The sequence below is a fragment of the Agrobacterium sp. OT33 genome (assembly GCF_017313365.1).
In the GTDB taxonomy this organism is placed as follows: Bacteria; Pseudomonadota; Alphaproteobacteria; order Rhizobiales; family Rhizobiaceae; genus Agrobacterium; species Agrobacterium rhizogenes_A.
The window spans coordinates 53468-76783 of sequence record NZ_JAFLMZ010000005.1 but is presented as its reverse complement, the minus strand read 5'-3'; the positions used below and the strand labels follow the sequence as shown (position 1 = coordinate 76783).

The 23316-nt window shown below is 56.5% G+C and carries 17 protein-coding genes; 9 read left to right on the top strand and 8 right to left on the bottom strand.

Annotated features, from left to right (window positions below; all coding sequences use genetic code 11):
* The 3 genes from JZX88_RS13300 to JZX88_RS13290 form a co-directional block, all read right to left on the bottom strand.
* A complete protein-coding gene (locus tag JZX88_RS13300; protein WP_206913854.1) occupies positions 1-414 on the bottom strand; it encodes a curlin in 414 nt (137 codons plus the stop codon).
* 169 nt (positions 415-583) lie between these two features.
* The gene (gene csgH / locus JZX88_RS13295; protein ID WP_206913853.1) at positions 584-979 is read right to left on the bottom strand and encodes a curli-like amyloid fiber formation chaperone CsgH; all 396 of its coding nucleotides are present in this window, start codon (positions 977-979) and stop codon (positions 584-586) included.
* 58 nt (positions 980-1037) lie between these two features.
* A complete protein-coding gene (locus JZX88_RS13290; protein ID WP_142857991.1) occupies positions 1038-1475 on the bottom strand; it encodes a curlin in 438 nt (145 codons plus the stop codon).
* 352 nt (positions 1476-1827) lie between these two features.
* Between JZX88_RS13290 and JZX88_RS13285 the strand changes: the two genes are divergently transcribed.
* From JZX88_RS13285 to JZX88_RS13275, 3 genes are all read left to right on the top strand, one after another.
* Complete coding sequence (locus tag JZX88_RS13285; RefSeq protein WP_206913852.1) at positions 1828-2424, top strand: hypothetical protein; 597 nt, start codon at positions 1828-1830, stop codon at positions 2422-2424.
* Complete coding sequence (locus tag JZX88_RS13280) at positions 2421-2726, top strand: hypothetical protein (RefSeq protein ID WP_206913851.1); 306 nt, start codon at positions 2421-2423, stop codon at positions 2724-2726. Before JZX88_RS13285 ends, JZX88_RS13280 begins: the two co-directional genes overlap by 4 nt.
* A 144-nt stretch (positions 2727-2870) precedes the next feature.
* Positions 2871-3800 carry a hypothetical protein gene (locus JZX88_RS13275; RefSeq protein ID WP_206913850.1) on the top strand — a complete coding sequence of 310 codons (930 nt, stop codon included), beginning with the start codon at positions 2871-2873 and terminating at the stop codon, positions 3798-3800.
* Between the two features lie 40 nt (positions 3801-3840).
* Here JZX88_RS13275 and JZX88_RS13270 read toward each other — a convergent pair whose 3' ends face one another.
* The 5 genes from JZX88_RS13270 to JZX88_RS13250 form a co-directional block, all read right to left on the bottom strand.
* A complete protein-coding gene (locus tag JZX88_RS13270; protein ID WP_246753479.1) occupies positions 3841-5775 on the bottom strand; it encodes a DKNYY domain-containing protein in 1935 nt (644 codons plus the stop codon).
* 75 nt (positions 5776-5850) lie between these two features.
* Entirely contained in the window at positions 5851-6042 is a 192-nt protein-coding gene (locus JZX88_RS13265; protein WP_206913848.1) for a hypothetical protein, read from the bottom strand.
* A 96-nt stretch (positions 6043-6138) separates the two neighbouring features.
* Complete coding sequence (locus tag JZX88_RS13260; RefSeq protein ID WP_206913847.1) at positions 6139-7284, bottom strand: DKNYY domain-containing protein; 1146 nt, start codon at positions 7282-7284, stop codon at positions 6139-6141.
* Between the two features lie 73 nt (positions 7285-7357).
* Positions 7358-8521: a hypothetical protein gene (locus JZX88_RS13255; protein WP_206913846.1), complete on the bottom strand. Its 1164-nt coding sequence runs from the start codon at positions 8519-8521 to the stop codon at positions 7358-7360.
* A gap of 131 nt (positions 8522-8652) precedes the next feature.
* On the bottom strand, positions 8653-8979 hold the full coding sequence (locus JZX88_RS13250) for a hypothetical protein (protein ID WP_065116780.1): 327 nt from the start codon (positions 8977-8979) through the stop codon (positions 8653-8655).
* Between the two features lie 252 nt (positions 8980-9231).
* Here JZX88_RS13250 and JZX88_RS13245 point away from each other — a divergent pair, with 252 nt between their 5' ends.
* The 6 genes from JZX88_RS13245 (at position 9232) to JZX88_RS13220 (ending at position 23216) form a co-directional block, all read left to right on the top strand.
* Positions 9232-16674 carry a type I polyketide synthase gene (locus tag JZX88_RS13245; RefSeq protein ID WP_206913845.1) on the top strand — a complete coding sequence of 2481 codons (7443 nt, stop codon included), beginning with the start codon at positions 9232-9234 and terminating at the stop codon, positions 16672-16674.
* A gap of 38 nt (positions 16675-16712) precedes the next feature.
* Positions 16713-18083, top strand: coding sequence for an aminotransferase class I/II-fold pyridoxal phosphate-dependent enzyme (locus JZX88_RS13240; protein ID WP_206914045.1), 1371 nt, complete (start codon positions 16713-16715; stop codon positions 18081-18083).
* Between the two features lie 13 nt (positions 18084-18096).
* A complete protein-coding gene (locus tag JZX88_RS13235) occupies positions 18097-18888 on the top strand; it encodes an SDR family oxidoreductase (protein WP_206913844.1) in 792 nt (263 codons plus the stop codon).
* Between the two features lie 61 nt (positions 18889-18949).
* Positions 18950-20545: an LTA synthase family protein gene (locus JZX88_RS13230; protein WP_206913843.1), complete on the top strand. Its 1596-nt coding sequence runs from the start codon at positions 18950-18952 to the stop codon at positions 20543-20545.
* A complete protein-coding gene (locus tag JZX88_RS13225; protein WP_206913842.1) occupies positions 20542-21852 on the top strand; it encodes a capsule biosynthesis protein in 1311 nt (436 codons plus the stop codon). Before JZX88_RS13230 ends, JZX88_RS13225 begins: the two co-directional genes overlap by 4 nt.
* A 2-nt stretch (positions 21853-21854) precedes the next feature.
* Complete coding sequence (locus tag JZX88_RS13220; RefSeq protein ID WP_371741122.1) at positions 21855-23216, top strand: polysaccharide biosynthesis/export family protein; 1362 nt, start codon at positions 21855-21857, stop codon at positions 23214-23216.
* The last annotated feature ends 100 nt before the right edge of the window (positions 23217-23316 follow it).

Genomic DNA, 23316 nt, shown 5'->3' with positions numbered 1-23316 from the left:
TCACCAGCCATAACTGAAGGTCAAGCCGCTGCCGTTATCGCCATCCTGCACCACATTGGTCTGCGTGTTGCGCCCATACTGGAAAATGCCATAGGCATTGTTGTTGCCATTCTGCTGCAAGGTTGCGGCGTGACCGTCGCCCCGCTGCCGGATGAAGCCGAGATTGCCGCTGCCATTCTGGGCGATGCCCGCCGCATTGCCCCGGCCCAGCTGCCGGATGTCGGCATCCTTTAAGCCACGATAGAGCGAATAGGCGCGCAGCCCCGTTGAAAGATGGTCCCCATCTGCCGCGTTACCGGGCGCAAGGTTGAAGGAGATCCGGCCCCCGGCATGGGCGGGCGCTGCAAATCCCACGGGCGCAAGGGCGCCGACAAGCAGAGTGACGGTGAGAAGTTTCAATATGTTGCGGGTCATCCTGATCTCCATCTGTCAGCGCCGTGCCGATGATCCACTGTCGCATCCCGCAACTGAACCCGACCGGAATTGCCCATTCACACGTTGTTCAGTCGTTCCGGCACGATCAAGAAAAAGGGCGCCTGAACCGGCGCCCTCTCTGGTGGGAAATCCACGACATGCCGGCAGGCTAGTCGCCGGCCTGCCTGCTGCAACTGAAAGTTCTGCCATTGATCACAAGATCCAGCACCGCCCTGTAGCGGGCTCCCTTTGCATCCAGCGTCACCGAGCTCAGCAGTTGCGATCGTCCGGCGGCGGCCTCGAAGTCGCCACCCTGATTGATGGCGGAGCGGCCGCCGTTTCCTGATTTTTCGACGTGAAAGTTGTAGGTTCCACCGGCACCGGTGCCACCCTTGGCAAGGGCCTCCAGCCTCATCATGCCGGCCTGCGGTGTTGCCTTGATCTCGCAAAACTGCCCATCGGTCGCATCTTTTGCGGTCGATATGGCCGCGACGGCACCGAAAGGAAGCAGTGCCAGCGCAAGGACTGCCGTCAGGCGGCGCGGATGTCTGATGTTATCGGGCATGGCAAGTCTCCCAGATGATCTGATCTCAACAACGTTTCACATCACCGCGCATGGCTGCTTAAGGGCAGGCCTGCACAAAGGCCGCGACATTGTCGTTGCCGCCCTGGCTCACATTGGCGCTGCAGCCCCGGCCCACCTGAACACCGGCGGCGATGTTGCCATTGCCGTCCTGGGTAAGGATGGTGGTGTGGCTGGAGCCGAACTGCCCGATGCCCGCCACGTTGCGGCTGCCGTTCTGATAGGAGGAGCCGTAATTGTCATGCCCCTCCTGACCGACTGCCGAAAGGTTGTGGCGACCATATTGGTGGCCGACAATCCGGTTATAACCGCCGTCCTGATAGGTGCGGATCCGGTTGCCATATCCTTCCTGCGCGCCACCGGCAGAGTTGGACCAGCCATATTGTTCGATGCGCACATCATTGGCCATGGCGGGTGCCGCGGCGGCGATGCCAACGAGAGCGACGAGTGCACTTGCAATGAAAGACTTCCGGATCATGACTGTGTCTCCTCAGGCGGATAAGACCGCGGTTGAACGTCTTTGTTCTAGACGGTTCCGCTGGAACGGAAGCTGAAGAGATTATTCAGTCGGGGTTCATTGGCGGGGGAGCGGCGCCTGCGTCGTGGTTTTCAAGGGCCAGTTTGAGGTGACGTTCAGTCGATTGTTTTCGGTCGTCCTTAATCAGCGTGGGAGAGCAGCCGGAATGCCATGCATGATCCTTTGGCCGCAACCAGTCTGTCATGGTGATCACAGCATGAGCCGGGAAATTCTTCAGGCTTGCTGCGGTGTCAATGATCGACGATTATATGGCAGCGGACTTAGATCACTTTTGACGGGACCGGGAGGTTTATTGTCCAAGGTATTTATCGGCCTGGTTCATTTGGTTGCTGGGATTACGGCCTTGAGCACAATTGGCCATGCGGGCGAACAGCAGCTATCGACCCGTTTGCGTATCGCTGTCGACGAGCCGATGCTTACAAAGGGTGGTGCAGTTATCGTTGCCGCCCGGCCGATTTCCGGCCGCGACTGGCGCTTGCTGGAGACCGAAGGCAGTGCGAACGCTTACGAAAAAGAATTCCGGGTTAAAGTTTCTTCACCGGCGTCGATCGTAGAACTCGTCTATCCCGAGGGCGGCACCTATAGTTTCAGGCTGGAACCCGTTTCAGGCCATGCGTCTGGGATGTTTGTCACACGGGAGATTCGCGTCGGCAGTGCCATGGTCATTGACCCGGAGACCCGACAACAGGTCGACTGGCCATCAATGAGCATAATCCACGTCGGTGGTACCGTGTATGATGAGGGATGGGCACGGATATTTTCTTCTACTTTTGATCTGGCTTTCGAAAACCGCGACGAAAGCGCCTTTTCCGTGCAGCGATTTGCTGCCGGCCGCATTATCGGGTTGTCGGAAGCCGCGATTGAGGCCTTTATTCAGGACAGCAAATGAGGTCGGTGACAGTATTCCTCTTCGCTACCACGGTTGTTGCCTTTGTCTTCAGCGCGGTCTGGTATTTGTCGCCTCTGGCGCTTGGTTTTGCGGAATGGCCATCCGACCCGGCGCGACGCAATCTGATCCTCGGGCTTTATGACATCTCCTACAGAGCAGGCATACCTGTGCTTATTGTCGCGCAAATTCTCGCGATCGCGATGAAAATCCGAGGCCATCAACGTGCGGCGCTGATCATTCCCAGCCTTTCTCTCGGATTGTTTTCCCTTTGTGCAGGAACGGTCCTGGTGCTGCTGAATTGAGCCGCATTCAAGGTTTCGGGTAAGAGCGTTGTCTATTCCGCTTCCGGCGTGATGAAGTTGTGCGTTCAGTCGAGGCATCGGCGGTCGACGGCGGTGTCGAGGCAGTTATAATGGCAGAAATATTGTCGGAAGGGTGCAGCTCCATTGACCGTCGAGACAGGTAGTTCCGCTCCGGAGAAAGCCGGCGTGCCCGCTGCGCCGAGACTATATGCGATCCTGGCGCGGTCAGCGAGAACAGGTGTCATATTTCGTCGTGGGCCAAGCCGTCAGGTACAGCTTATTCGTTGGGACCTGCGCAACGATATGTTTGAACATGGGCAATGGTTGAAAGGGCGGATTTACGAAAGACGTTGCGATCTTTCTCCATCTGGTGAGCTGCTGGTCTATTTCGCTGCCACCAACCGCGCGCCATACGGAAGCTGGACGGCCATATCGAAGCCTCCATTTTTCACGGCCCTGGCGCTGTGGCCGAAGGGGGACGCCTGGGGCGGCGGCGGTATTTTCGAGAGCGAGAAAACGCTGCTTCTCAATCATTCAATCGGCGATGATGCCAGCTTCCAGCTGGCCAAAGGATTCAGGCTGAAGCGGGGGATGCACGTCAAACCGTGTGGAGAATGGTCGGGCCGGGGAGAGGACGAGCCCGTCAACGGCTATATGCGTGAGCGCGAAGGCTGGCGGGTGGCTGAACATGGCGAGGGTCAGACCAATGGTTTGAATGCCTCGGCCCTTTACAGCTTCAGCAAATCACGTGTTCTCGAAAAGGTAGGCGCGAATGGCCGGCGGCTCCAGATGATTCTCCACTCGATCGGTCGCAGCCAGAAGGCGTGGTACGGGCTGGATTGCCGCGTGGTTGATCGGGACGGAATGCTGCTCCTTGACCTGCCGGAAACGGATTGGGCCGAGTGGGACGGTGGTGATCTGGTGTTTGCGCGAGGTGGTTGTCTCTACCGGCTTGCAAAGAGCGATTTTCGCCTTAGCGCCGACAAGTTGCAAGACGCGCCCCGGTGCCTTCACGATTTCAGCGCCGCACGCTTTACGGCTATAGCCCCTACACGCGCTGCCCTCCATTATTGAAGGGCTGCCATGGAATATCGGCCGACAGGGTGGCGACCATTTATCCGCTCATCTCCTCAAATGGAGACTGCCGCATGGCGCCGCCGGAAATATGGAACTTCGTGTTGCCGACCCGGATAGCGTAAAGGCCGGCAGCCTGGACTTCGCTGGGATTGATATCCGGCATCCGCAGCAGTCCCGTATCGGTCACTGCGTAAAGATGGCGCATATCCACGGCGAACACACGGTTGAGGAAATTAAACGTGGCGGGGTCAATTCCCGGAATCATCTTGCGGTAGCTCCCGCCGAACAGCATCTCGCCCTTTGCGTCGATCAGAAGCTGGTCATGGACACCGCGCGCCGTGGCAGGGTCGACCTTGCCGGGTCTGGTGACGGGCTTGCCGCGATAAAGCAGAATGTCGCCCATTCGGGCGAAAGAGCGGCCGAGTGCTTCCACGGCGGCGGGATTATCGATGCCGCGCTTGCGCACGCCTTCAACGATCAGCCCTTTCGCATCGCGGGCATAGGCGTCGCCCAGCACCTCGAAGCTCGCCATATCGGCTTTGACGACGGCAAGCTCCGGCATCGGGGCGTCGCTATCAATGTAATAGGCCTGCCGCTTGTCCTTGAACCAGGGTCCGTCGAGCTTTTCGAAGCTTGCCGCGTCGGCTCCCTTCACAGGCTCATGCCCATAGCGTTCGAGGCCGGGTGAGAAATAGCGAAGACCATGTCGATCCCGTCCGAATACATCGATAATGTGTCGAAAACTGTCGTGGTCGAAATGATCGAGCGATACCCATTCGCTGTCCTGCGGGCGTTGTGGCCTCACCAGTACCCTGCTTCCGTCGCTATAATAGGGGCCGCCGACCGAAACCGGCTCATCCACGACGGCCGGGCTTGCTTCTCGCCGCGCCTTTTCCCGATGCCACCAGCTGTCGATGATCTCCGGATGCGCCTCGAAATAATCGCTCCAGGGCTCGAATTCAGCCGAAACGGATTGAGGTTGCCCGGCATAATAGGGCCTCTCTTTGTCGTAAGCGCGATATTGGCCCGCTTCTGATGCGCAGACAAAGCTCTCGCGGTCCGCATCGGGAACGGGGCTCTTCTGCCAATAGATATGCTTGCTGTCGGCGAAATATCTGCCTTCGTCGCCGATGGAATGAAAACTGGCTGCATCCGCGCCTTCGATCGCGACGCCGTAGGCATAGACCTTGCGGCTGTCTTTTGCGTAGTGGCTCTCTTCGATATGGATACCCGGTTTCTGGCCCCTGCCGTAATAATAACCGACGATCCCGAATGTACCCGGCTCCTCGGTGGGAAGGCGCAGGTTGGTAATGTAGTAACCGGCGGCCCTGTCGGCGCCATAACGTTGGTTCAGTACGGTGAAGCTGTCCGGATCGGCGCCACGGGCTATGAACCAGAAGAGCTTCGTTGGCGTCTCGCCCTGGCCGTAGACATGTCCGTCGTCGCAAAACCAGCGGTCACCGAGCTGTCGAAAGGTGAAGGGGTCGATCCCGGCCAGCGGGACGCCCTTGCGGTCGCGGATCGGTGCGCCATCGACATGGACCTGATGGCCATTGTGGACATAGCGGATGGTTGGGAAGCGTCTTTCTCCGATATAATGCGCGATCCAGTCGACATTTGCGAAGGGACCGATACGGGGATTGGCTTCGACTGCGCGCCGCAAAACCGCAAGCTCCCTGCGCATGCCGAAGGGTTCTGTTACGGGCTGGCCGATACCGTCATTCGCTGTCAGATGCTGGAAAAGCGCCCGATCCTGTTCGGGTTCGGGAAGCCCGTCCCGCCCGAACGCAGCCGCGACCCAACTTGTATTGGCGTAATGGAGCTGGCCATAGCGCTCTCTGGACCGTTGCCAGCGCGCGGGGTCGATGCTGAGACGATCGAATATCTGCGACGCAGCATATCCGGCTTCGGCAAAAAGAGTGGCCGCATACCAATGGGCATAGGGCAGGGGAAAAAGTTCAGTCAGCTTCATTTCGCTCAAGTCCGCTCCGATCTACGGTGTCAATGCCGGCCATGGTTCCCAGCCAGTCCGCCTGTCTATCTTGCCTTATTTTTCGTCTCTGTCGGTAATGGTTACGTGGTTGCGTATGAACATTCTCCCACCAACGAAAATAGCGAAAATACCTACAAACCAGGAGAAGCTGTAGACGCCAGCCAACCAGGAAACGGCCGTGGTCGCCAGCGCTGACAAGGGCAAAAACAGGAACATCGCTTCCCTCTTGGTCATATTGATTTTCATTGATGCACATTCCTGCGTTCTTCTGGTCGAATCCGAAAGCCATCCTGAGATGCTGATTGTCCCCCATTGCGGAAGGTTCCTGCTGATCCGCCGAACTCATCTTGAAGCTGCAAAGGCCTTCTCGATCTTGTGCCACCACCAGTCCCTGATATCCGGTCTCGCCTCGAAGAACGATCGCCAGGCCTCGAACCACTCGATCGGGTCACGCGCTTCACCGCGAACATACGGACGATGGCGGTCGGTGACGAAATGGCCGCTTGTGAGGCCCTTCACATCAGGTTCTCCAGGGCCGGGTACTGTGAAGGTCGCGGCGTCTGCGCCTTGGATGAGTTTCTTTTCGTCGAGATACCAGACCTTTTCATTGTTCTTCGCGTAGCCATGCCCCAGGTGTCGAAACCCTTCGGGCTTTGCGCCCCCTAGGCGGGCACCGTAGAAGTAGACAGCCTCGCGGTCCCGTGCTGTGTGGCTGTCATCGTGAAGGAGGTCGCAGCTGTTGTCACGATAGTTCAGCCTGACATCGGGTATGATCTCGAAAGCCCCGGGACTTCTGGTTCGGAGTGTCTTGCCGGTAATGTAATAGGCCTGATTTTTATCGAGGGCATAACGCAGGTTCAGCGCTTCGAACGTCGCGGCATCCGCCCCCTCGACCACAAACCAGTAGGCCCTGTGATATACGCCATACCTGCCTTGGCCATACACATGGCCCTTGTCGTATAACCAGCGCCCTCCGACCGCCTTGAAGCTGGCAACATCCACTCTGATCCGGTTACCGTTACGGTCAGCCAGCGGCTCGCCGTTGAAATATACGGTGCGACCATCGTGTGTATAAGAGCACAGCGTCGCCTCGGGGTGCGATGCGATCCATGTCAAGGGCCAGCCGCAATCGATAAACGGTCCGATATACGGATTGTGGCGCACGGTGTCGCGAACAAACGCTGTCGAGCGCAGATCGGGCTTGTCCCCGCCTTCCATCTGCCATCGCGGCGGCAGGACAAGCCTGCAGATCGCGCCATCGTCAAGCCCGCCGAAATAATGTCGTCTGGAATCGTCCCCCAGGGAATAGGGAAACCACTTGTAGGCGTCATGCAGCCTATCCCATTCCGTGGCTGTCAGGCCGAGTTTCGGCAGCACCTCTTCCGGCGAGCGCCCCGTTGCAAGGAACAGAGCGGCGGCTTCGAATGTGTCATAGGGAATGACGGGTACGGAAGTGGACCCAACCTGATGATCAAATCGCTCAGTCAATGCGTCCGCACTCCCTATATCGACATTGTCCGAGCGCCGCAGGTTGCCTGCCCGCAAACCGGCGCGCAGAATCTTACTGCTGCGTCGTTACCATGGCCTGCCGCACGATATCGTAGACAGTAAGACCCGGAAGACGCGAGAAGAACGTGTTTTCATCGGCAACGGACGACCAAGCTGACCAGAGCGTGAGGACATGCAGGCGACCATTCCGCCATATGACGGTCGCCTCGATTTCGCCGCTGTCCTGACCATTTTTGTTTTCCACTGAAAACCGGAAGGTGCGTGCGGGAATCCCCTGTTCCGCCAATGTGGCGTCCTCCTCGCTCGATACCAGTACCGGAGGATGTGTGTCGGGTGTCTGCCTGACAAAGTAATCCCTCACGATTGTCGCTCCGGTCATTTCGAGGTCGGGTTTCTTCTTCATGTCCTGAACGAAGAGCCACACCAGACCGACATCTTTTCCACCCTTGCGCCTGATCATATGCAGCTCGGCCGGCAGAGGGCCGTGAAAATCGTTGATCGGGATGTCCCACTGGTTCGGGATGTGGAGTGTGACTTGCTGGTTGCCTATCCGAACAGGAACCGATTGCAGCTCCTGTCCAAAGCTCGATTCCTCGCCGTTTTCCCATGAAAGACTGCCAATGAACGCAGCAGCGTATTTGTCAGCTCGAACTACCAGATCATAAGCGGCGTCGGCATCCGCCGCGTTGCTGACACCTGCAATGAAATTAATACCCAGCACCTGCTTTCCGCGTGAAAAGCAATAGCTGATGAGCGCGCTATGTGGTTTTCCGTTTTCATCCCTGGTACCCAGAAGCATGGCTTCTGTCAGGTCCGATGCGACCTTTGAGGCGCGTGTTGTGTATCCGGCAGTGTCTGCCTGGTACGTGCAAATCCGGAACGCCGCCGAGGGTGCCTGCAGATCGTAGCCGACAAAGGTCGTCTCGATTTTCGGGTCGGACGAACCTGAACTGATTTTTCCAATGACCTTCAAATTTCCGATTGTGCCAGGTTCCGTCGGGCTCATTGGTACGGTTTCGACCGTAGCATCCTGGGGAACCGTGCCTTCAAGATTGAGGGCGGGCGCTGAGAAATCGAATGTTCTCGTCGCCGGGACGGCTTTTTGAACGGCGCCATTGTTATCCTGTGCAAAACCTGTTCCGGCGAATATCGTAACCACGACCGACGCCACGACAATCGCACAGGCAAAAGAACGGCATATCTCTTCGCGTACCATCCGCTCCCCGGCCAAAAATCAGCAATGAGATAATTCTGCCCACCGTGCAATAAATGCTGGAACGATACAACTTTCGATTTTAGTCTATGAATTCTTATTCTTGCGGCGTGCTCGCTAAAAAGGAACGCAACTCATCGAGGTCCAGCGGAATTTTTCACAACGACGAAAATAAGCGCAAAACAGATGATCGCGGTGGGCCAGAAATCCGTCGCCCCGTCCCACGACCAGCGCCAGAAGTAATACCCTTCCAGATGGGGCGGCTTCATGTGGACCGACACTTCGTAGTCTCTTTTTTCGCGGCCGTGAAAATGTCCGGCAGCGAAGGCCAGGCCGACGATCCACGATATGCGCCATGAAAGAAAAATCCGGACGATCATGGCGACAATCGCAGCCATAAACAGGGCTTCGACGATGTGGCCCGCCCAATCCCAGTGCTGTTGCAGATAGTTCCAGTTCATTCTCTCCCCGCTTCTTGCTGTTTAAAGTGTGAAGTCGGTGTGCTTTACAGCTTATAATCAAGTGAGATGCGGCGTGGCCGATGACCGGACAAGCTGATTTTCAGATGTATTTCGGGAGGGATGCCGCGTGAGTTGCGGGGCGGCGTTGCTGTCATATACATTGGATACCTTATTACCAGTGAATTTGCTGATATTGGGTTGATCAACAGGGAGCTTTGTTGCATTCAGGCTATCTAGGATTGTGAGTAAGGCATGTCAGTTGATATTATTGGGCGATCCGTCCGCACCCCGTCAGCTCGGAACGTAGACGAGTTATTCCAATTGTTGAAGGATGAGCGTTGTGTTGTAACCAGCGTTCCCGAAGACAGGTGGAGTCATGCCCGTTTCTGGCATCCCGTCGCCGGTACACCAGGAAAGGCATATACGTTCGCTGCCGGCGTGATCGAGGATGTCTATGATTTCGATCCCGCAGTTTTCAATCTGACTGCCCGCGAAGCCACATATATGGATCCGCAGCAGCGCGTGATTTTGCAACTTGCGTGGCGCGCCCTGGAGGATGCTTCCCTCACCATTCCCATGCTGCAGCAGGAGCGCGTTGGCGTCTATATTGGCGCATCGAGCCTGGATTCCGGCAATACGTTTGTCGAGGACCCCGCTTCCGGCAGCCCGTATTTTATGACCGGCAATACCCTGTCGATTATTGCCAACCGCATCTCGCACGTATTCGGATTGAACGGGCCTAGTCTGACGATCGATACGGCATGTTCGTCCTCCCTTGTCGCACTGGACCAGGCCGTCCGTGCGCTCCAGAGCGGTGAGATCGACACCGCGATTGTCGGCGGCGTGAATGTTCTCGCGCACCCCTTTTCCTTTGTTGGCTTTTCACAAGCGCGCATGCTGTCTCCCGAAGGATTGTGCCGGGCCTATGGTGAGGGCGGTCAGGGTTATGTCCGATCGGAGGGGGGAGGGGTCGTCGTCCTGCGAACAACGGAAAGGACGAGATCCAGCCGGGACCGTAGTTATGCGACTATCCTCGCGACGGGATTGAACTCTGCGGGGAGGACAAACGGCATTTCATTGCCATCGCGCGAGATGCAGGCATCGCTTCTGCGTGACGTTTATCGGCGTCATGATCTCGATCCAAATGACCTCGCTTTTATCGAAGGTCACGGCACGGGGACGAAAGTCGGAGACCCGGCCGAATTGTGGGCAATCGGAACGGAACTGGGGCAAAAACGAAATCAGAGACTGCTGGTGGGATCCGTAAAATCGAATGTTGGTCATTCGGAACCCGCTTCAGGAATGTTTGGTCTGATAAAAGCCGCTCTCGCGCTTCAGCATGATTTTCTTCCTGCCTCGCTCCATGCCCCCGAGTTGAATTCCGAAATTGACTTCGAAGGGTTGAACGTCGAGATCAATCGATCTGGTCACTCATTGTCGCGTGGACAACGGCGGCGCCTTGCCGGCGTGAATTCCTTTGGGTTCGGTGGAACCAACGCGCATATCGTACTTGCTGATCCCGAAAAAGCAGCGGTTTCTGATGCAGGTACCTTGCCTTCCGGGCCTTTTATGGTGAGTGCACAAACGCGGTCAGCCCTTGAGGGGCTGCTTGAAAATTATGTTCAGGAGTTGAAAGGCGACCGTCCGGATCGCCACGAACTTGTCGCCGTATCGGCTCTGAACAGAACGCGCCATAAACATCGTTTCGCAGTCGATAGTGAAGACCCCGATGTCGTTCGCAAAGGTGCCGAGGAGTTTCTGGCGGGATCCTCGACCGGCTTGGGCCGCGTTGGGGAAGCTCCTGCCGGAGAAACCCGGATTGCCTTCGCCTTTTCCGGAAATGGTTCGCAATGGATCGGCATGGCACAGGACGCCTACCGATACGACCGCGATTTCTTCGATCGCTTCAACGAGATTTGCGCGGCTTTCAAGCCGTGGTTTGACGTCGATCTGGTGTCCTTGTTCGTGTCGCAGGATCTTGCCGCTTCGCTACCGGACACGAGGATTGCCCAGGCCCTCCTGTTTGCCATCCAGGCCACCCTGTCAGATCGTTTGATCAGCCGAAACATCAAGCCCTGGATGGTGTTCGGACATTCGGTTGGTGAAATCGCGGCCGCCTATTGCGCGGGGGTACTTTCTCTTGAACACGCAGTTGCGGTTGTTGCCGTTCGATCGCGCCATCAGCACGCGCTTGCCGGCGAAGGTAAAATGGCTGCTGTCGCTCTGTCTGCGGACAGGGCGCTAGAGGTTGCACGCAGGAATGGCCTGTCGGGAATTGAGGTCGGCGCGATCAACACGTCCTCCTCGGTCACTATTTCCGGTCCTGTCGCTGAAATAAAAGCATTCAAGGATATTGGCCGCAAGGAGCACATTCCCGTCCACATCCTGGATATCGATTATCCATTTCATCATCCGATCATTGATCGTGAGCGGGATGCCTTTCTTGCCGAGATCCCGGCTTACCAGCCCCGGTCCGGCGACATAAAGTTCATCTCCAGCGTTACCGGGACGATCGAAAGCGGTGATAAGCTCGATGCTGTTTACTGGTGGAGAAATGTCCGGGATGCCGTTCGTTTTGCGGACGCAACGGCGGAAGCGCTTGAACAGGGATGCAATCTCTTCATCGAAATCGGTCCTCGCCCGATCCTTTCCTCCTATCTGGCGGAGAATACCCGTCAGGCGGGTGTGTCGGTTTCCATCCTGCCGACATTGACACGACCGGCGCTGAGCACCAATCCTCTGCCTCACATCGTGGCGCAGGCCGTATCCTGCGGCGCTTCGGTCTGGACGGATGATGTTTGCCATCGTCATGCCGATGTCGCATTGCCACCTCTGCCTTTTGAGCCGCAGCGCCTGCAAGTGCAGGCCACCTCCGATAACCTAAACCTGTTCGGTCGCGGCGATGCCGACGCGGCTTACACATTGCTGGGATGGCGCACGGACCCCAATGCCGCATCGTGGAAGAACCACATCGATGCGAACCTGTTTCCCGACCTCGCGCAGCACGTTGTTGACGGGAAGTCCATTCTGCCGGGCAGCGCTTTCATAGAAATCGCCGTGCAGGCGGCACGGCAATTTTTCGCGACGTCGGATGTGGAATTAAGAAATCTGGAAATTATTCGACCGCTGGAGCTGCACGAAAACAGATTGGCGGAACTTTCCACCGTGATTTCGCCCGAAACAGGCCAAATTGAAATTCGGTCCCGCGAATATCTGAGCGAAGACGACTGGAGCGTTCATGCCGTAGGCCGTATTCGCAGGCCGGTCGCGGAGTTTGCGCGTCAGATTGCTCAATCGGGCGCCGAGATATCAAAAGCCCGGACAATTGACGGCGGAGCCGCCTACAGGACTGCGCGGCAGTTCGGGCTGGATTACGGCGTTGACTTCAGGCTTCTGGAAAATGTTAGTGTCTTGCCTGATCGCAAGCTTCATGTGCAACTTTTCGAAGCGGGCAAACCTGCCCATCCCTATCTTTCCTACAACCTCAACCCGATTTCCATTGACGCGGCGTTTCATGGTCTTGTCGCCCTGTTCGCCGATCTGACGGGCGACTTGTCCGGTGCGCCCTATATTCCGGTCAGATTTGGCGCAATCCGATCGCGAACGGATATGGCTGACATACGTTCGGCGCAGATTGAGATATTGCGGGCCTCGCCGTTTTCATTGAAAATTCGCGTGGAACTGATGGACGAAAACGGTGAACTCGTTGCAAGTCTGGATGACTGCCGGTTCAGACGCACATTCCTCAAAGTGCATCACAACCTCGAAACTGTCTCTTTCCACTATGAGCGGATAATCAGCTCGCGCAATTCGGCTCAGGATGCGCTTTTGCCTGGCCTCGTTCCCCAGTACGAAGCGGCCGAAACCGCCGTCTCGGTCCTTGTGCTGGATGCCGCGGTCTATCGCGCGTCTTATGACATAGCGCAAAAGGTCCAGAAGGCTTTCGGCAGTGTTGATGCATCTGTTCTGGATGAGCATCGGTCGTTCAGGTCTTATCTCGCTAACTGTTTCTTCATTCTCGAGGATTGCGGGCTGGCGACATTTGAAGAAGAACGCTGGGTGCTTGCTTCCGATCCGGGGCTGCCGGCTTTTGCCGACATCATTCGCGAATTGATTGCGGAATCTCCCGAAATCAGCCCTGCGGCCATCCTCGTCAACGACGCCTATCATTTTGCCATGAACAGTCTGGATCTGTTGCTGGCAGATGGAGACCGCGCGAAATTGGCGGGCTATGACGTTCCTGAAGCGACTGTCGATCATTTCCGGAACGGAACGGCGATTGCGCGCAAACGCATTGATGAAGCGTGCCATCTGGTCGAAGCCTTCCTGGAGAAGGCTGCTCCGGATCGCCAGGGGCTGGTGATCGCTGAAGTAGGTGCGACTTCGGTCGCTGTCAGCACGCGGCTTGCAGCCCTTGCCGAACGTTATGACGCCAAGCTCGTGATCGTTGAAGACGACGAGAATCTGAAGAGCAATCTGGCGACAGGTTTTGCGAAAAATCCGCGGGTCGATGTCGTGGATTGTGATGCCGATGGTTTGAGCCGATGTGTCGATTTTGTCGTCAGTGCCAACGGTTTTCTCCTCGGACGTCTGCAAGACAGCGAAGCGTTGAATTCGGCACTGACTTCAATCGCAAAGGCGGGCGCCGAGCTTTGTTTTGTCGAGCATCAATACGCTTCGCTTGCGGATTTCGTCTTCGGGCTGAAAGAAGGGTGGTTCAGGCAGAGCGTTCTGTCGGAGTTGCCGGTTGGAAAAATGCTTTCCAATGAGGAGATGCTGGGCCGGATCGGCGAACTCGGTTTTGCCGATGGCGCCGTTGTTCGGGCGGATTTCGAGGATGGATCACTGGCCATCCTGACGGCTCGCGGTGAAATCGGCATCAATGAATCCCGGCCGTTGCAGGCGCGTGAAAACCTTTTGACGATCAAGCCGAAAGACACGCCGTTTCCTGATCTGCAGGCAGGCAAGCACGTCGAACTTGAGTGCGGTCCGGATTTGACCCCTGGGATTTTGCAGGATGCCCTGGCCGAACTGGGCTCCGGTGAGCTCGATATCATACTGGTTCTGCCGGATCATTCTGCGCCGGCGACCCATTCGTCGAGCCTTCAGGACTATATCTGTCTTCTGGGCGACATGGCTGAAACCCTGCGGCATTGCTCTGCGGGAGCCTGGAAATATCCGCCGCGGCTGATTATCGTCGCTCCGGGCGGCGCGCCGACGAATGGAACCTGCGTCGATCCGGTTGCCCACGCGGTCTGGACTTTCGCACGGGTTCTCCAAAACGAATATGACGAGATCGACGTCGTTACGATCGATGTTGCCGGCGGCGCGCTGACCGAGAAGCTCTGGCGCGAATTTCTGACATTGCAGGCGCAGGGTGAAAACGAACTGCTCCATGATGCCGTCGATGGATCATGGCAGCCGCTAAGGGTCGTGTCCGGTCCCTTTAAACGGTCAAAGCAGCATACAGAGACATTCCAGGCTGCTTCGATCGTACAGCGCACGGTCGGCCGCATCGAGACCATCGAGTGGCAGGAGAACAGCCTGCCGGTCGCGGGCTCCGGTGATGTCGTTGTGGAAGTTTCGGCAACAGGCCTGAACTTCCGCGATGTCATGTGGGCCATGGGGATGCTGCCGGAAGAGGCGCTCGAGGACGGCTTTGCAGGCGCCACGATCGGCATGGAGTTTTCCGGAACAGTTCTGTCGGTTGGGAGCGATGTGCATCATGTCGGCCCGGGCGACAGGGTGATGGGCATCGGGCCGAATGCGTTTTCGACCCATGTCGTCGTCCCTGAAAAGGGGGTGACGCGTATTCCCGACACCATCGGACTCGTCGAGGCCGCGACGCTGCCTGTTACATTCCTGACGGCCTATTATGCGCTTGTGCAGCTTGCGGGTTTACGTGCCGGCGAGACGGTCCTCATCCATGGTGCTGCGGGCGGTGTCGGACTTGCTGCCTTGCAGATCGCGAAATTCAGGGGTGCGACGGTTATCGCCACGGCCGGCACCGTGGAAAAACGGAATTTGCTGGCGAGCCTCGGCGTCGACTTTGTCTTCGATTCTCGCTCCCTCGAGTTTTTCAATGATGTCCTGCGCGTGACAAACGGTCTGGGCGTGGATGTCGTCATCAATTCTCTCTTCCAGGAGGCCATGGAACGCAGTCTGGAACTGGTGAAGCCGTTCGGACGCTTCCTGGAGCTTGGAAAACGCGACTATTATGCCGATCGCAAGATCGGCTTGCGACCGTTCCGCAAGAATATCTCCTATTTCGGCATCGACGCCGATCAGCTGCTGGTGGAGGCACCGCATATCACCTCGAAGATATTCGAGGAAATTTCGGCTCTTTTTGCGCAAAACGCGCTGAAGCCGCTACCTTACCGAGCCTTTTCCCATGACGAGATTTCCACGGCTTTCAGGCTGATGCAAAGCGCCGGTCATATCGGCAAGATTCTCGTTACGCCGCCGGCACGCGGAAGAGAAGCCGTGTTGCAGGGGCGTCGGCCCGATTTCCGTGTTTTGCCCGGTACCTATCTCGTCATCGGCGGCATTGGCGGTTTTGGACTTGAGGCGGCCAATTGGCTGGCGGAGAAGGGTGCTTCGCATCTGGCTCTCGCAACGCGCAGCGGCACTCTGGATGACGATACGCGCGATGCCATTGCACGCTGGCAGGAGATGGGGATCGAGGCGTCAGTCCATGCCTGCGATGTTACCAATGAGACGCAACTTCGTGCTTTGCTGGCGGATCTGCGAAAAGCGGCCCCTTTGAAGGGCATCGTACACGCTGCTATGGTGCTGGATGATGCGTTGATTTCAAATCTCAGCCGCGAACGTAACAGGCCTGTGGTGCACACCAAGGTCGAAGGTGCCGTGCTTCTGGATAAGCTGACCGAGGGAGACGATCTTGATCTCTTCCTGCTGTTTTCGTCCGCAACCACGATGGTCGGGAACCCGGGGCAATCCAACTATGTCGCCGCAAACGGGTATCTGGAAGGCCTTGCACGGGCCCGTCGCCTGCGGGGCAAGCCCTCCCTGGCCGTTGGTTTCGGCGCGATAGCGGATACGGGGTTCCTGGCCCGCAATACGCAGGTGAACGAGCTGTTGTCCAAGCGGATCGGCAAGACGGCGCTGAAAGCGCGCGACGCCTTGCGTTTTGTAGAGGAATATCTCGTTGTCATGCCGGCGGATGTCGACGGTGCCACGGTGATGATTGCCGACATCGACTGGGCTGCGGCTGGAACCTTGAAGACCGTGAAACAACCCTTGTTTTCGGCAATTTCGAATAGTCAGATGCACGAGCAGGTTGCCGTTGGCGAGCAGATAGATCTCTATTCGATGGTTGCCGATAAATCCGCTGAGGATGCGGAGGTAATTCTGCACTCGCTGATCGCGGCGGAACTGGCCTCGATCCTTAAAATGGCTGAAAACAACATTACCCCGGACAAGGTCCTCAGGGATATTGGTCTGGATAGTTTGATGGCTATGGAGCTGGGTACGAGTTTTCAGCAGAAAACCGGGATTGATCTCCCGTTGAGCAGCATTTCCGACAACACGACGGTTGGTGCGATTGTTGGGAAGCTTCGCGAAAAGTTGCTGAGTCGCCAACCCCAGGATACGAACGACGATGCCGTTGATGATTTGCTGGAGGGGCTGGCAAACAGGCATGGTGTTCAGAAGATTCCGGAGGCCGTCCAGTGAGCACACGAAACGGTTCAGGTCGTGGTGGAGCCAAACCGATGCTCTCGGCAGGGATGCTGGAGAAGCTGCGTGAGCAGCGTGGCAAGGTCGAGAAGAAACGCGATCTCAGAACCACGGAAAAAAATGCACCGCCGCAGAAAAAGGTGCGTGGGGCTTTTGAAGACCATCCTGCCTATAAGTCCCTTCAGATACAGAAGGCCGCTGCGAAATTTGCGGGCGTGAAAAACCCCTTCCATCGCTCGCATGACATCGCTGCCGGAGCGGAGACCATGATAGATGGTCGAAAGCTGATCAATTTCGCGTCCTATGATTATCTGGGAACGAACACTCATCCGGACGTTCATGAGGCGGTAAGACGCGCCATTCAACAGTTTGGAGTTTCCTCTTCGGCAAGCAGATTGGTCGCCGGGGAGAGGCCGTTGCATGTCGAGCTGGAGAAATCCATTGCGGAAAATTACGGCGTTGAGGCAGCCGTTTGTTTTGTAAGCGGGTATCTGACAAATCTTTCAGCCATAAGCTGCCTTATGACGCCGCAGGACCTCATCATTCATGATGAGTTCATTCACAACAGTGCGCTTACGGGTGCGCAGTTATCCGGCGCGAAGCGGTTGGTTTTCAAGCACAATGACATGGCCGATCTGGAGCGCATCCTCTCCGGCGCCGCGCAGGACTATCGAAATGTCCTTGTGATCGTCGAGGGGGTTTACTCCATGGACGGTGACATTGCCGATCTGCCGACCATACTGCGTCTTCGCGATGAATATCCTTTCTGGCTGATGGTTGATGAGGCGCATGCGCTTGGTGTGCTGGGAGCGCAGGGGCGGGGAACGTTTGAACACTTCGGTATCGACCCGACGGAAATCGACATCTGGATGGGAACGCTGTCGAAAACATCATCGAGCTGTGGTGGTTATATCGCCGGAAACGGGGCTCTGGTGGAAATTCTCAAAGGGCACGCAGGCGGTTTCGTTTACAGCGTCGGCTTAGCCCCTCCTTTGGCGGCCGCAGCGATTGGTAGCCTGGCTGTCTTGCGGCAGGAGCCTCAGCGCGTCCGTCAGATTTACCGTAACGGACAGCTGTTTCTCGATACGGCGAAGAACAGGGGACTGGATACGGGTACGAGTGCCGGCTTTTCGGTCGTTCCGGTCATTGTCGGTGATTCTTTGCGCGCTGTGGAATTGAGCAATCGCCTTTTTGAAGCGGGTATCAATGCGCTGCCCATTATTCATCCCGCCGTGCCTGAACGCCTGGCCAGAATCCGGTTCTTTCTGACGGCTGAACACACGGAAGAGCAGATCTGCCGTGCCGTTGAAACAACTGCAAAGCTTCTCGAAGAGCTTGTCGCACAAAACATCTCAGCCGCGTCCCTGAATCTGGATGAGCTGCAGCGCATCGTCGCAAATCGTTGAGGCGGGGTGGAATATGCACGCGATCATTACGGGTGGTTCGAGTGGCATCGGATTGGAGATCGCCCGACTGTGCATCCTGAATGGTTATGACGTTTCGCTCGTCGCCAGAGATGAAAATGCGCTCCGCATCGCCTGTGAAAACCTGCGGCAGGTTGGACCGGGCAGGGTGAATGCGGTTTCGGCCGATGTCAGGCGGATGGATCTACTCCGCGAGGCTTTCGAACAATGCGAGCGCGGGTTCGGTGTTTGCGATCTACTGATCACGTCGGCCGGTGTCGTTGAGCCTGCTTTTTTTGAAGAACTGGTTCCTTCGCACTTTGAAATGCAGATGGACATCAATTTTTCAGGCACGGTCAATGCCGTGAGAGCGATCTACGCCGGGATGAAAAGTCGTGGCAGGGGAAACATCATGATGATTTCCTCTGCCGCCGCTTTTATTGGTATCCCGGGATATTCCGCCTATTGCGCCTCCAAAGCGGCCCTGGCCGCATTTGCCGAGAGCCTTCGCAGCGAGGTCTGTGCCGGAATCTACATCGGCATAAGTTTCCCGCCCGATACCTGCACGCCGCAGCTTCAGAATGAGCTGCCGAAGAGGCCGCCGCTCGCCAAGGCATTGATGGGAAACACAGGTCCCTGGCCTGTAGAAGCCGTTGCCCGGCAGATTTTCGACGGCATCTCCCGCCGCAGGCGGGAAGTCCATTTTGGTTTAAAGCTGAAGGTTTTGGCTATGCTGGGCAGCTTCATCAAACCTGTGCTGTACTGGCAGCTGAAGCGGTCTGTTTCACTTCACGCAACGAAATGCTGACCGGAAAATCAGTGACTATTTTCGCAATCAGGGACACCGATATGACCGAACGACATCTCTCATGGGCATTTCATTGACGCCTCAAGATCATCCATTTCTGCTGACATCGCTATGCTTTGCCGCGGCTGCTTTGGTGGTATATGCCACAGACCGTTTCGCATTGCCCGCGGAAGCGCGCAGGAAATATTCTCAGGTTCGGAGTCGTCGTCGTTTTCTTGTCGAGAACTGCGCTCGCTTGCCGGTCATCGCTCTGGTATTTGCGTTCTTTTTTGTGATTTCCTGGCGCCCGATCTATGCCGCGCATGCGGCTGCCAGCTATTTCGTTATTTTTACCGCGATTTCACGTGTCAAATTTGCGTTTATTCGCGAGCCACTGCTGTTTTCCGACATAGCTCTGGTCCTCGACGTTTTTAAATATAAGACGATTTTCTACGCGACGAAATTCAACATTATCTTCTGGATTCTCGCGGGCCTATATGTTTTCGGCGTCTCGGCGCTGTATATGATTTTTGAGCCGACCGTGCTGCCCTCAAGGCACAAGGCATTCTGGGTCATATTCGGGTGTGTCGGTTACATCGGCCTGTTAAGTCTTCTCTTCGTCAGGCGGGTGAACCGCGTTGCCGCAAGCCTGTCGGAAGCCCTGCTCGTCACTCTTAAAGTGAGGCCAAACACGGTCCGGTTTGGAACCTTTACGTCTGTCGTTTTGCACTTCCTCGTCTGGCTCGGAAAAAATCGTGACACGCTGGTCAAAGAGATTTCTGATGGCCTGCATCGCGCGATCCACGATTTGATCGATGGCGAGCATCACGGCGCTCCCCTGGTTGTCGTCTGGCAGTCGGAATCCTTCTATGACTTGCGCAACCTGGGTGATAACCAACTTGAATTGCCAACCATCGACAGGCTGAAAAAGCGGGCGGCGCAATCGGGCAGGCTTACCAATGTGTTTGAAGGCGGTTACACGCTGCGAACGGAATTTGCCGTTCTGAGCGGCTTGAAACCCGAGGAGGTTCATGTCGACGCCTCCTACCCGTATTTGCGCGCGGGACATTACGCCGAGTTGGCATGGCCGAATAAATTGTTGCGGAACGGTTGGCACACGCAGTTCATCCACCCCTACGACCGCACGTTTTTCATGCGTCATAAAGCCTTGCCGCTTTTGGGTTTCGAACATTTGACGATGCTGGATGAGTTTGATCACCAGCCGACAACTGCCGACCCTTACGTCTCGGATCATGATCTCACGCATAAAGTATTGAAAACGATAGAAGACATCGATGACGACAAGCCCACGTTTGTGTTCGTTGCATCGATGGCGAACCATGGACCGTGGGAAGCTGGTCGATGTGAAGGCTTGACTGAGCCCGTGGAGATCTATCGTGAGCTTCTGCAGCGTGCCGACGATGCCCTTGGAACTCTGGTTGCGGCGCTCGACACCTCGGAACGGCCTGTCTGGCTTGCCTTTTACGGTGATCACGCGCCGCTGCTCAAAAGCTATGCGGACCCGTTCCCGGACCCTCGTACAGATTACTTTGTCGTTCCGTTGGGAGCGGCAGCTCAGAATGACGGTTCTAAAGTGCAGGTCAGGGAGGAGGCGCCCTGGAATTTGATCGAGACGATCCTGCTTCATGCGAAGTTATACAAAGAGCGATTTGCATGAACGACCAGTCCCCAGAAGCGAAGGAGAGGGTATTCCTGTTCTTGCAGGGACCGTCTTCTTCGTTGTTTTGCAGGTTGGCAGGCCGTCTGGAACATGCCGGCCACCGCTGTCTGCGCATCAATCTCAACGCAGGTGACTGGCTGTTCTGGAGACGGTCGGGGGCTATCAACTATCGCGGAACCTGGCCTGACTGGTCGGATTACATTCATGGCTTTCTGCGTGACTTTGGTGTTACCGATCTGATCCTCTTGGGCGAGGAGCGTCCCTATCATCGTGCGGCAATCGATGCTGCCAAAACGCTGAATGTCGCCGTGACCGTTATCGAGATGGGGTATCTTCGGCCAGATTGGGTTACCGTCGAAAAAGACGGCATGTCTTCGAACTCCAGATTCCCGAATGATCCCGCCGAGATCAGGCGCGTGGCGCAGGGACTTCCTGCGCCGGATTTTTCGCGAAAGTTCAGTCAGAGCTTCTTGACGGAGGCCTTGCTCGATCTTGCCTATAATCTTCCAAATGTGTTTCTCTCCGCCTTGTATCCCGGTTATCGCCGCCACGGCCTTTTTCATCCCATCGCCGAATATGCGGGTTGGGTCGGACGGTTTTTGACGTCACCAAGGGGGCGTCGCAGGGCCGAGAAGCTCGTGGAGGCGGTTGTTCGGTCCGGCCGCGATTTCTTTGTTTATCCGCTTCAGCTCGAGACGGATTATCAATTGAGATCACACTCGCCGTATTCGACGCAGAGCGAAGCGATCGAGGAGATCATCGCGTCCTTCTCACGATATGCACCAGATGACGCTGAACTGGTCGTCAAGCTCCACCCGCTTGATAACGGCTTGATGAAGTGGCGTCATGTGGTTGCTCGAACGGCAAAGTTGAACGGTGTCGAAGCCAGGGTTCATTATGTCGATGGTGGCGACCTTCTCAGATTGACCGAGGTTAGCCGTGGTCTGGTGACGGTGAATTCAACCGCGGTATTGCATGGTCTGCGGCAGGGAATTCCGGTCAAGGTCCTCGGCTGCGCGGTATATGATGTCCACGGTGCAACCTATCAGGGGGCACTGGATGATTTCTGGCGGGCGCCTGAAAGGCCGGACACGGCGCTGGTCGAGGATTTTTTTAAGCTTCTGGCCGCAGCCATTCACGTCCGGGGAAACTTTTATTCGAGGGAAGGGGCAGCCGCCGCAGCGGCCGCAATCGCCGGAAGATTGCTGCGGAACGAGATCAACGTCCCGGGAGGGGATTGTGGGTCAGTCCCACGTCGCCGCCCGGAAAAGCGACATGAAGCCAGAGAATTGGCAGCGTTGTAACAATGGCACATGCGGCAACAAAGAAGTGGCGGCGAGTTGCTGTGTCATATTTTGTGGTCTTCATTAATCTCGTGTTGAGGTTAAAAGGTCATGGGTTTATGCAACTGTGTCGAGTGCCTGGACAGGGCGGCGTTCGCGTTGGAATACGAGCATTTCTGGGGATATTTGGTTTGCGTTTTCTGGGGAATTCGAAACTTTTTCGCAACTGCTTTATCGTCGTTTCGACAATCGGTATTGGCGGATGTGACACATTGCCAAGCGCCGGGCCCACTGCTGATGAGATAAAGTCACAGGCCGGCAAGCCGGCAATGGTGAAAGGCGATTCCGTTTCCACGGTCTTCGATGTCGTCGATGTGAGCCATCGTTCGGCGCAGATGGTTGCGAACTTCTCCACGACGACACTCCACAGGCGCTTCGGTATTGGCGGGGCAGCCAAGCGTGTTGTGATTGGCGTCGGTGATCAGCTCAAGATTTCCATTTTCGAAGCCGGTGCGAACGGGCTGTTTTCAAGTTCCGAGAACAAGCAGACGGTTCTGGACGTGGTTGTGCAGCCAGACGGTACCGCGGCAATTCCCTATGTCGGCACTGTCAAGTTCGCAGGCGCCACCCTTGAAGAGGCGCGCCAGAAGATTCTCTCGGGCCTGACCAACAAGGCGATAGAGCCGGACGTTCTTGTTACCAGTATTGGCACAAGTTCCAGAAACGTTACCGTCTCCGGTGCCGTGGGGCGCCCTTCCATGGTGCCGATGAGCCTCACAGGTGAGACTATTACCGAGGTGATCGCAAAGGCCGGTGGTCCGAGTGCTCAGCCTTATGAATCCTATGTTACCCTTGTTCGCGGGCGTGCGACCGGCAGCGCGCTCCTCAAGACGGTCATCGAAAATCCGTCTGAGAATATCTACGTCCAGCCCGGTGACCAGATATTCGTCACCAAGGATCCACGAACATTTACCGTCCTTGGAGAGGTCAGCAAGAACAGCCGGATCGAGTTCGGGGCCAACGACCTGAATATTCTGGAGGCCGTGGCCATGGCCGGAGGTGGAGCCTCCGATCGTTCCAATGCTGCCGGCTATTTTGTGTTCCGTTATGAAGAACCCGAAATCGTGGCGGATCTGCTTGGTGCGGAGCGTTTCCGGCAGCTGCGTGACAAGGGCATGAACCCGAATAATGACGGGCGTTACCCGCTGGTCTATCGCCTGGACATGACCCGCGCCGACAGTCTCATCGTTGGGCAGACGTTCCCGATCAAGAGCCGCGATGTTATCTATGTTTCTCGTCACCCCGTGGTTGATCTGGATCGCTTCCTGCAGCTCGTCGGGCGGCCGATAGGAACCGCATACCAGGTTAGAAATCTGGTTGATTAAGCTTTCTTCCGTTGCCGTTGAGTGTCATAAATACCGCAGATCGTGCCAGGAATGCGAAAGGCGCGCGACTCTTGCCCATCGCGGGCACTTTTTTCTGCGG

Bases quoted from the DNA above. Each gene is read 5' to 3' on its own strand.
- JZX88_RS13300 (WP_206913854.1), bottom strand. From the start codon at position 414: ATGACCCGCAACATATTGAAACTTCTCACCGTCACTCTGCTTGTCGGC.
- csgH (WP_206913853.1), bottom strand. From the start codon at position 979: ATGCCCGATAACATCAGACATCCGCGCCGCCTGACGGCAGTCCTTGCG.
- JZX88_RS13290 (WP_142857991.1), bottom strand. From the start codon at position 1,475: ATGATCCGGAAGTCTTTCATTGCAAGTGCACTCGTCGCTCTCGTTGGC.
- JZX88_RS13280 (WP_206913851.1), top strand. From the start codon at position 2,421: ATGAGGTCGGTGACAGTATTCCTCTTCGCTACCACGGTTGTTGCCTTT.
- JZX88_RS13270 (WP_246753479.1), bottom strand. From the start codon at position 5,775: ATGAAGCTGACTGAACTTTTTCCCCTGCCCTATGCCCATTGGTATGCG.
- JZX88_RS13265 (WP_206913848.1), bottom strand. From the start codon at position 6,042: ATGAAAATCAATATGACCAAGAGGGAAGCGATGTTCCTGTTTTTGCCC.
- JZX88_RS13255 (WP_206913846.1), bottom strand. From the start codon at position 8,521: ATGGTACGCGAAGAGATATGCCGTTCTTTTGCCTGTGCGATTGTCGTG.
- JZX88_RS13250 (WP_065116780.1), bottom strand. From the start codon at position 8,979: ATGAACTGGAACTATCTGCAACAGCACTGGGATTGGGCGGGCCACATC.
- JZX88_RS13245 (WP_206913845.1), top strand. From the start codon at position 9,232: ATGTCAGTTGATATTATTGGGCGATCCGTCCGCACCCCGTCAGCTCGG.
- JZX88_RS13240 (WP_206914045.1), top strand. From the start codon at position 16,713: ATGCTCTCGGCAGGGATGCTGGAGAAGCTGCGTGAGCAGCGTGGCAAG.
- JZX88_RS13235 (WP_206913844.1), top strand. From the start codon at position 18,097: ATGCACGCGATCATTACGGGTGGTTCGAGTGGCATCGGATTGGAGATC.
- JZX88_RS13230 (WP_206913843.1), top strand. From the start codon at position 18,950: ATGGGCATTTCATTGACGCCTCAAGATCATCCATTTCTGCTGACATCG.
- JZX88_RS13225 (WP_206913842.1), top strand. From the start codon at position 20,542: ATGAACGACCAGTCCCCAGAAGCGAAGGAGAGGGTATTCCTGTTCTTG.
- JZX88_RS13220 (WP_371741122.1), top strand. From the start codon at position 21,855: ATGGCACATGCGGCAACAAAGAAGTGGCGGCGAGTTGCTGTGTCATAT.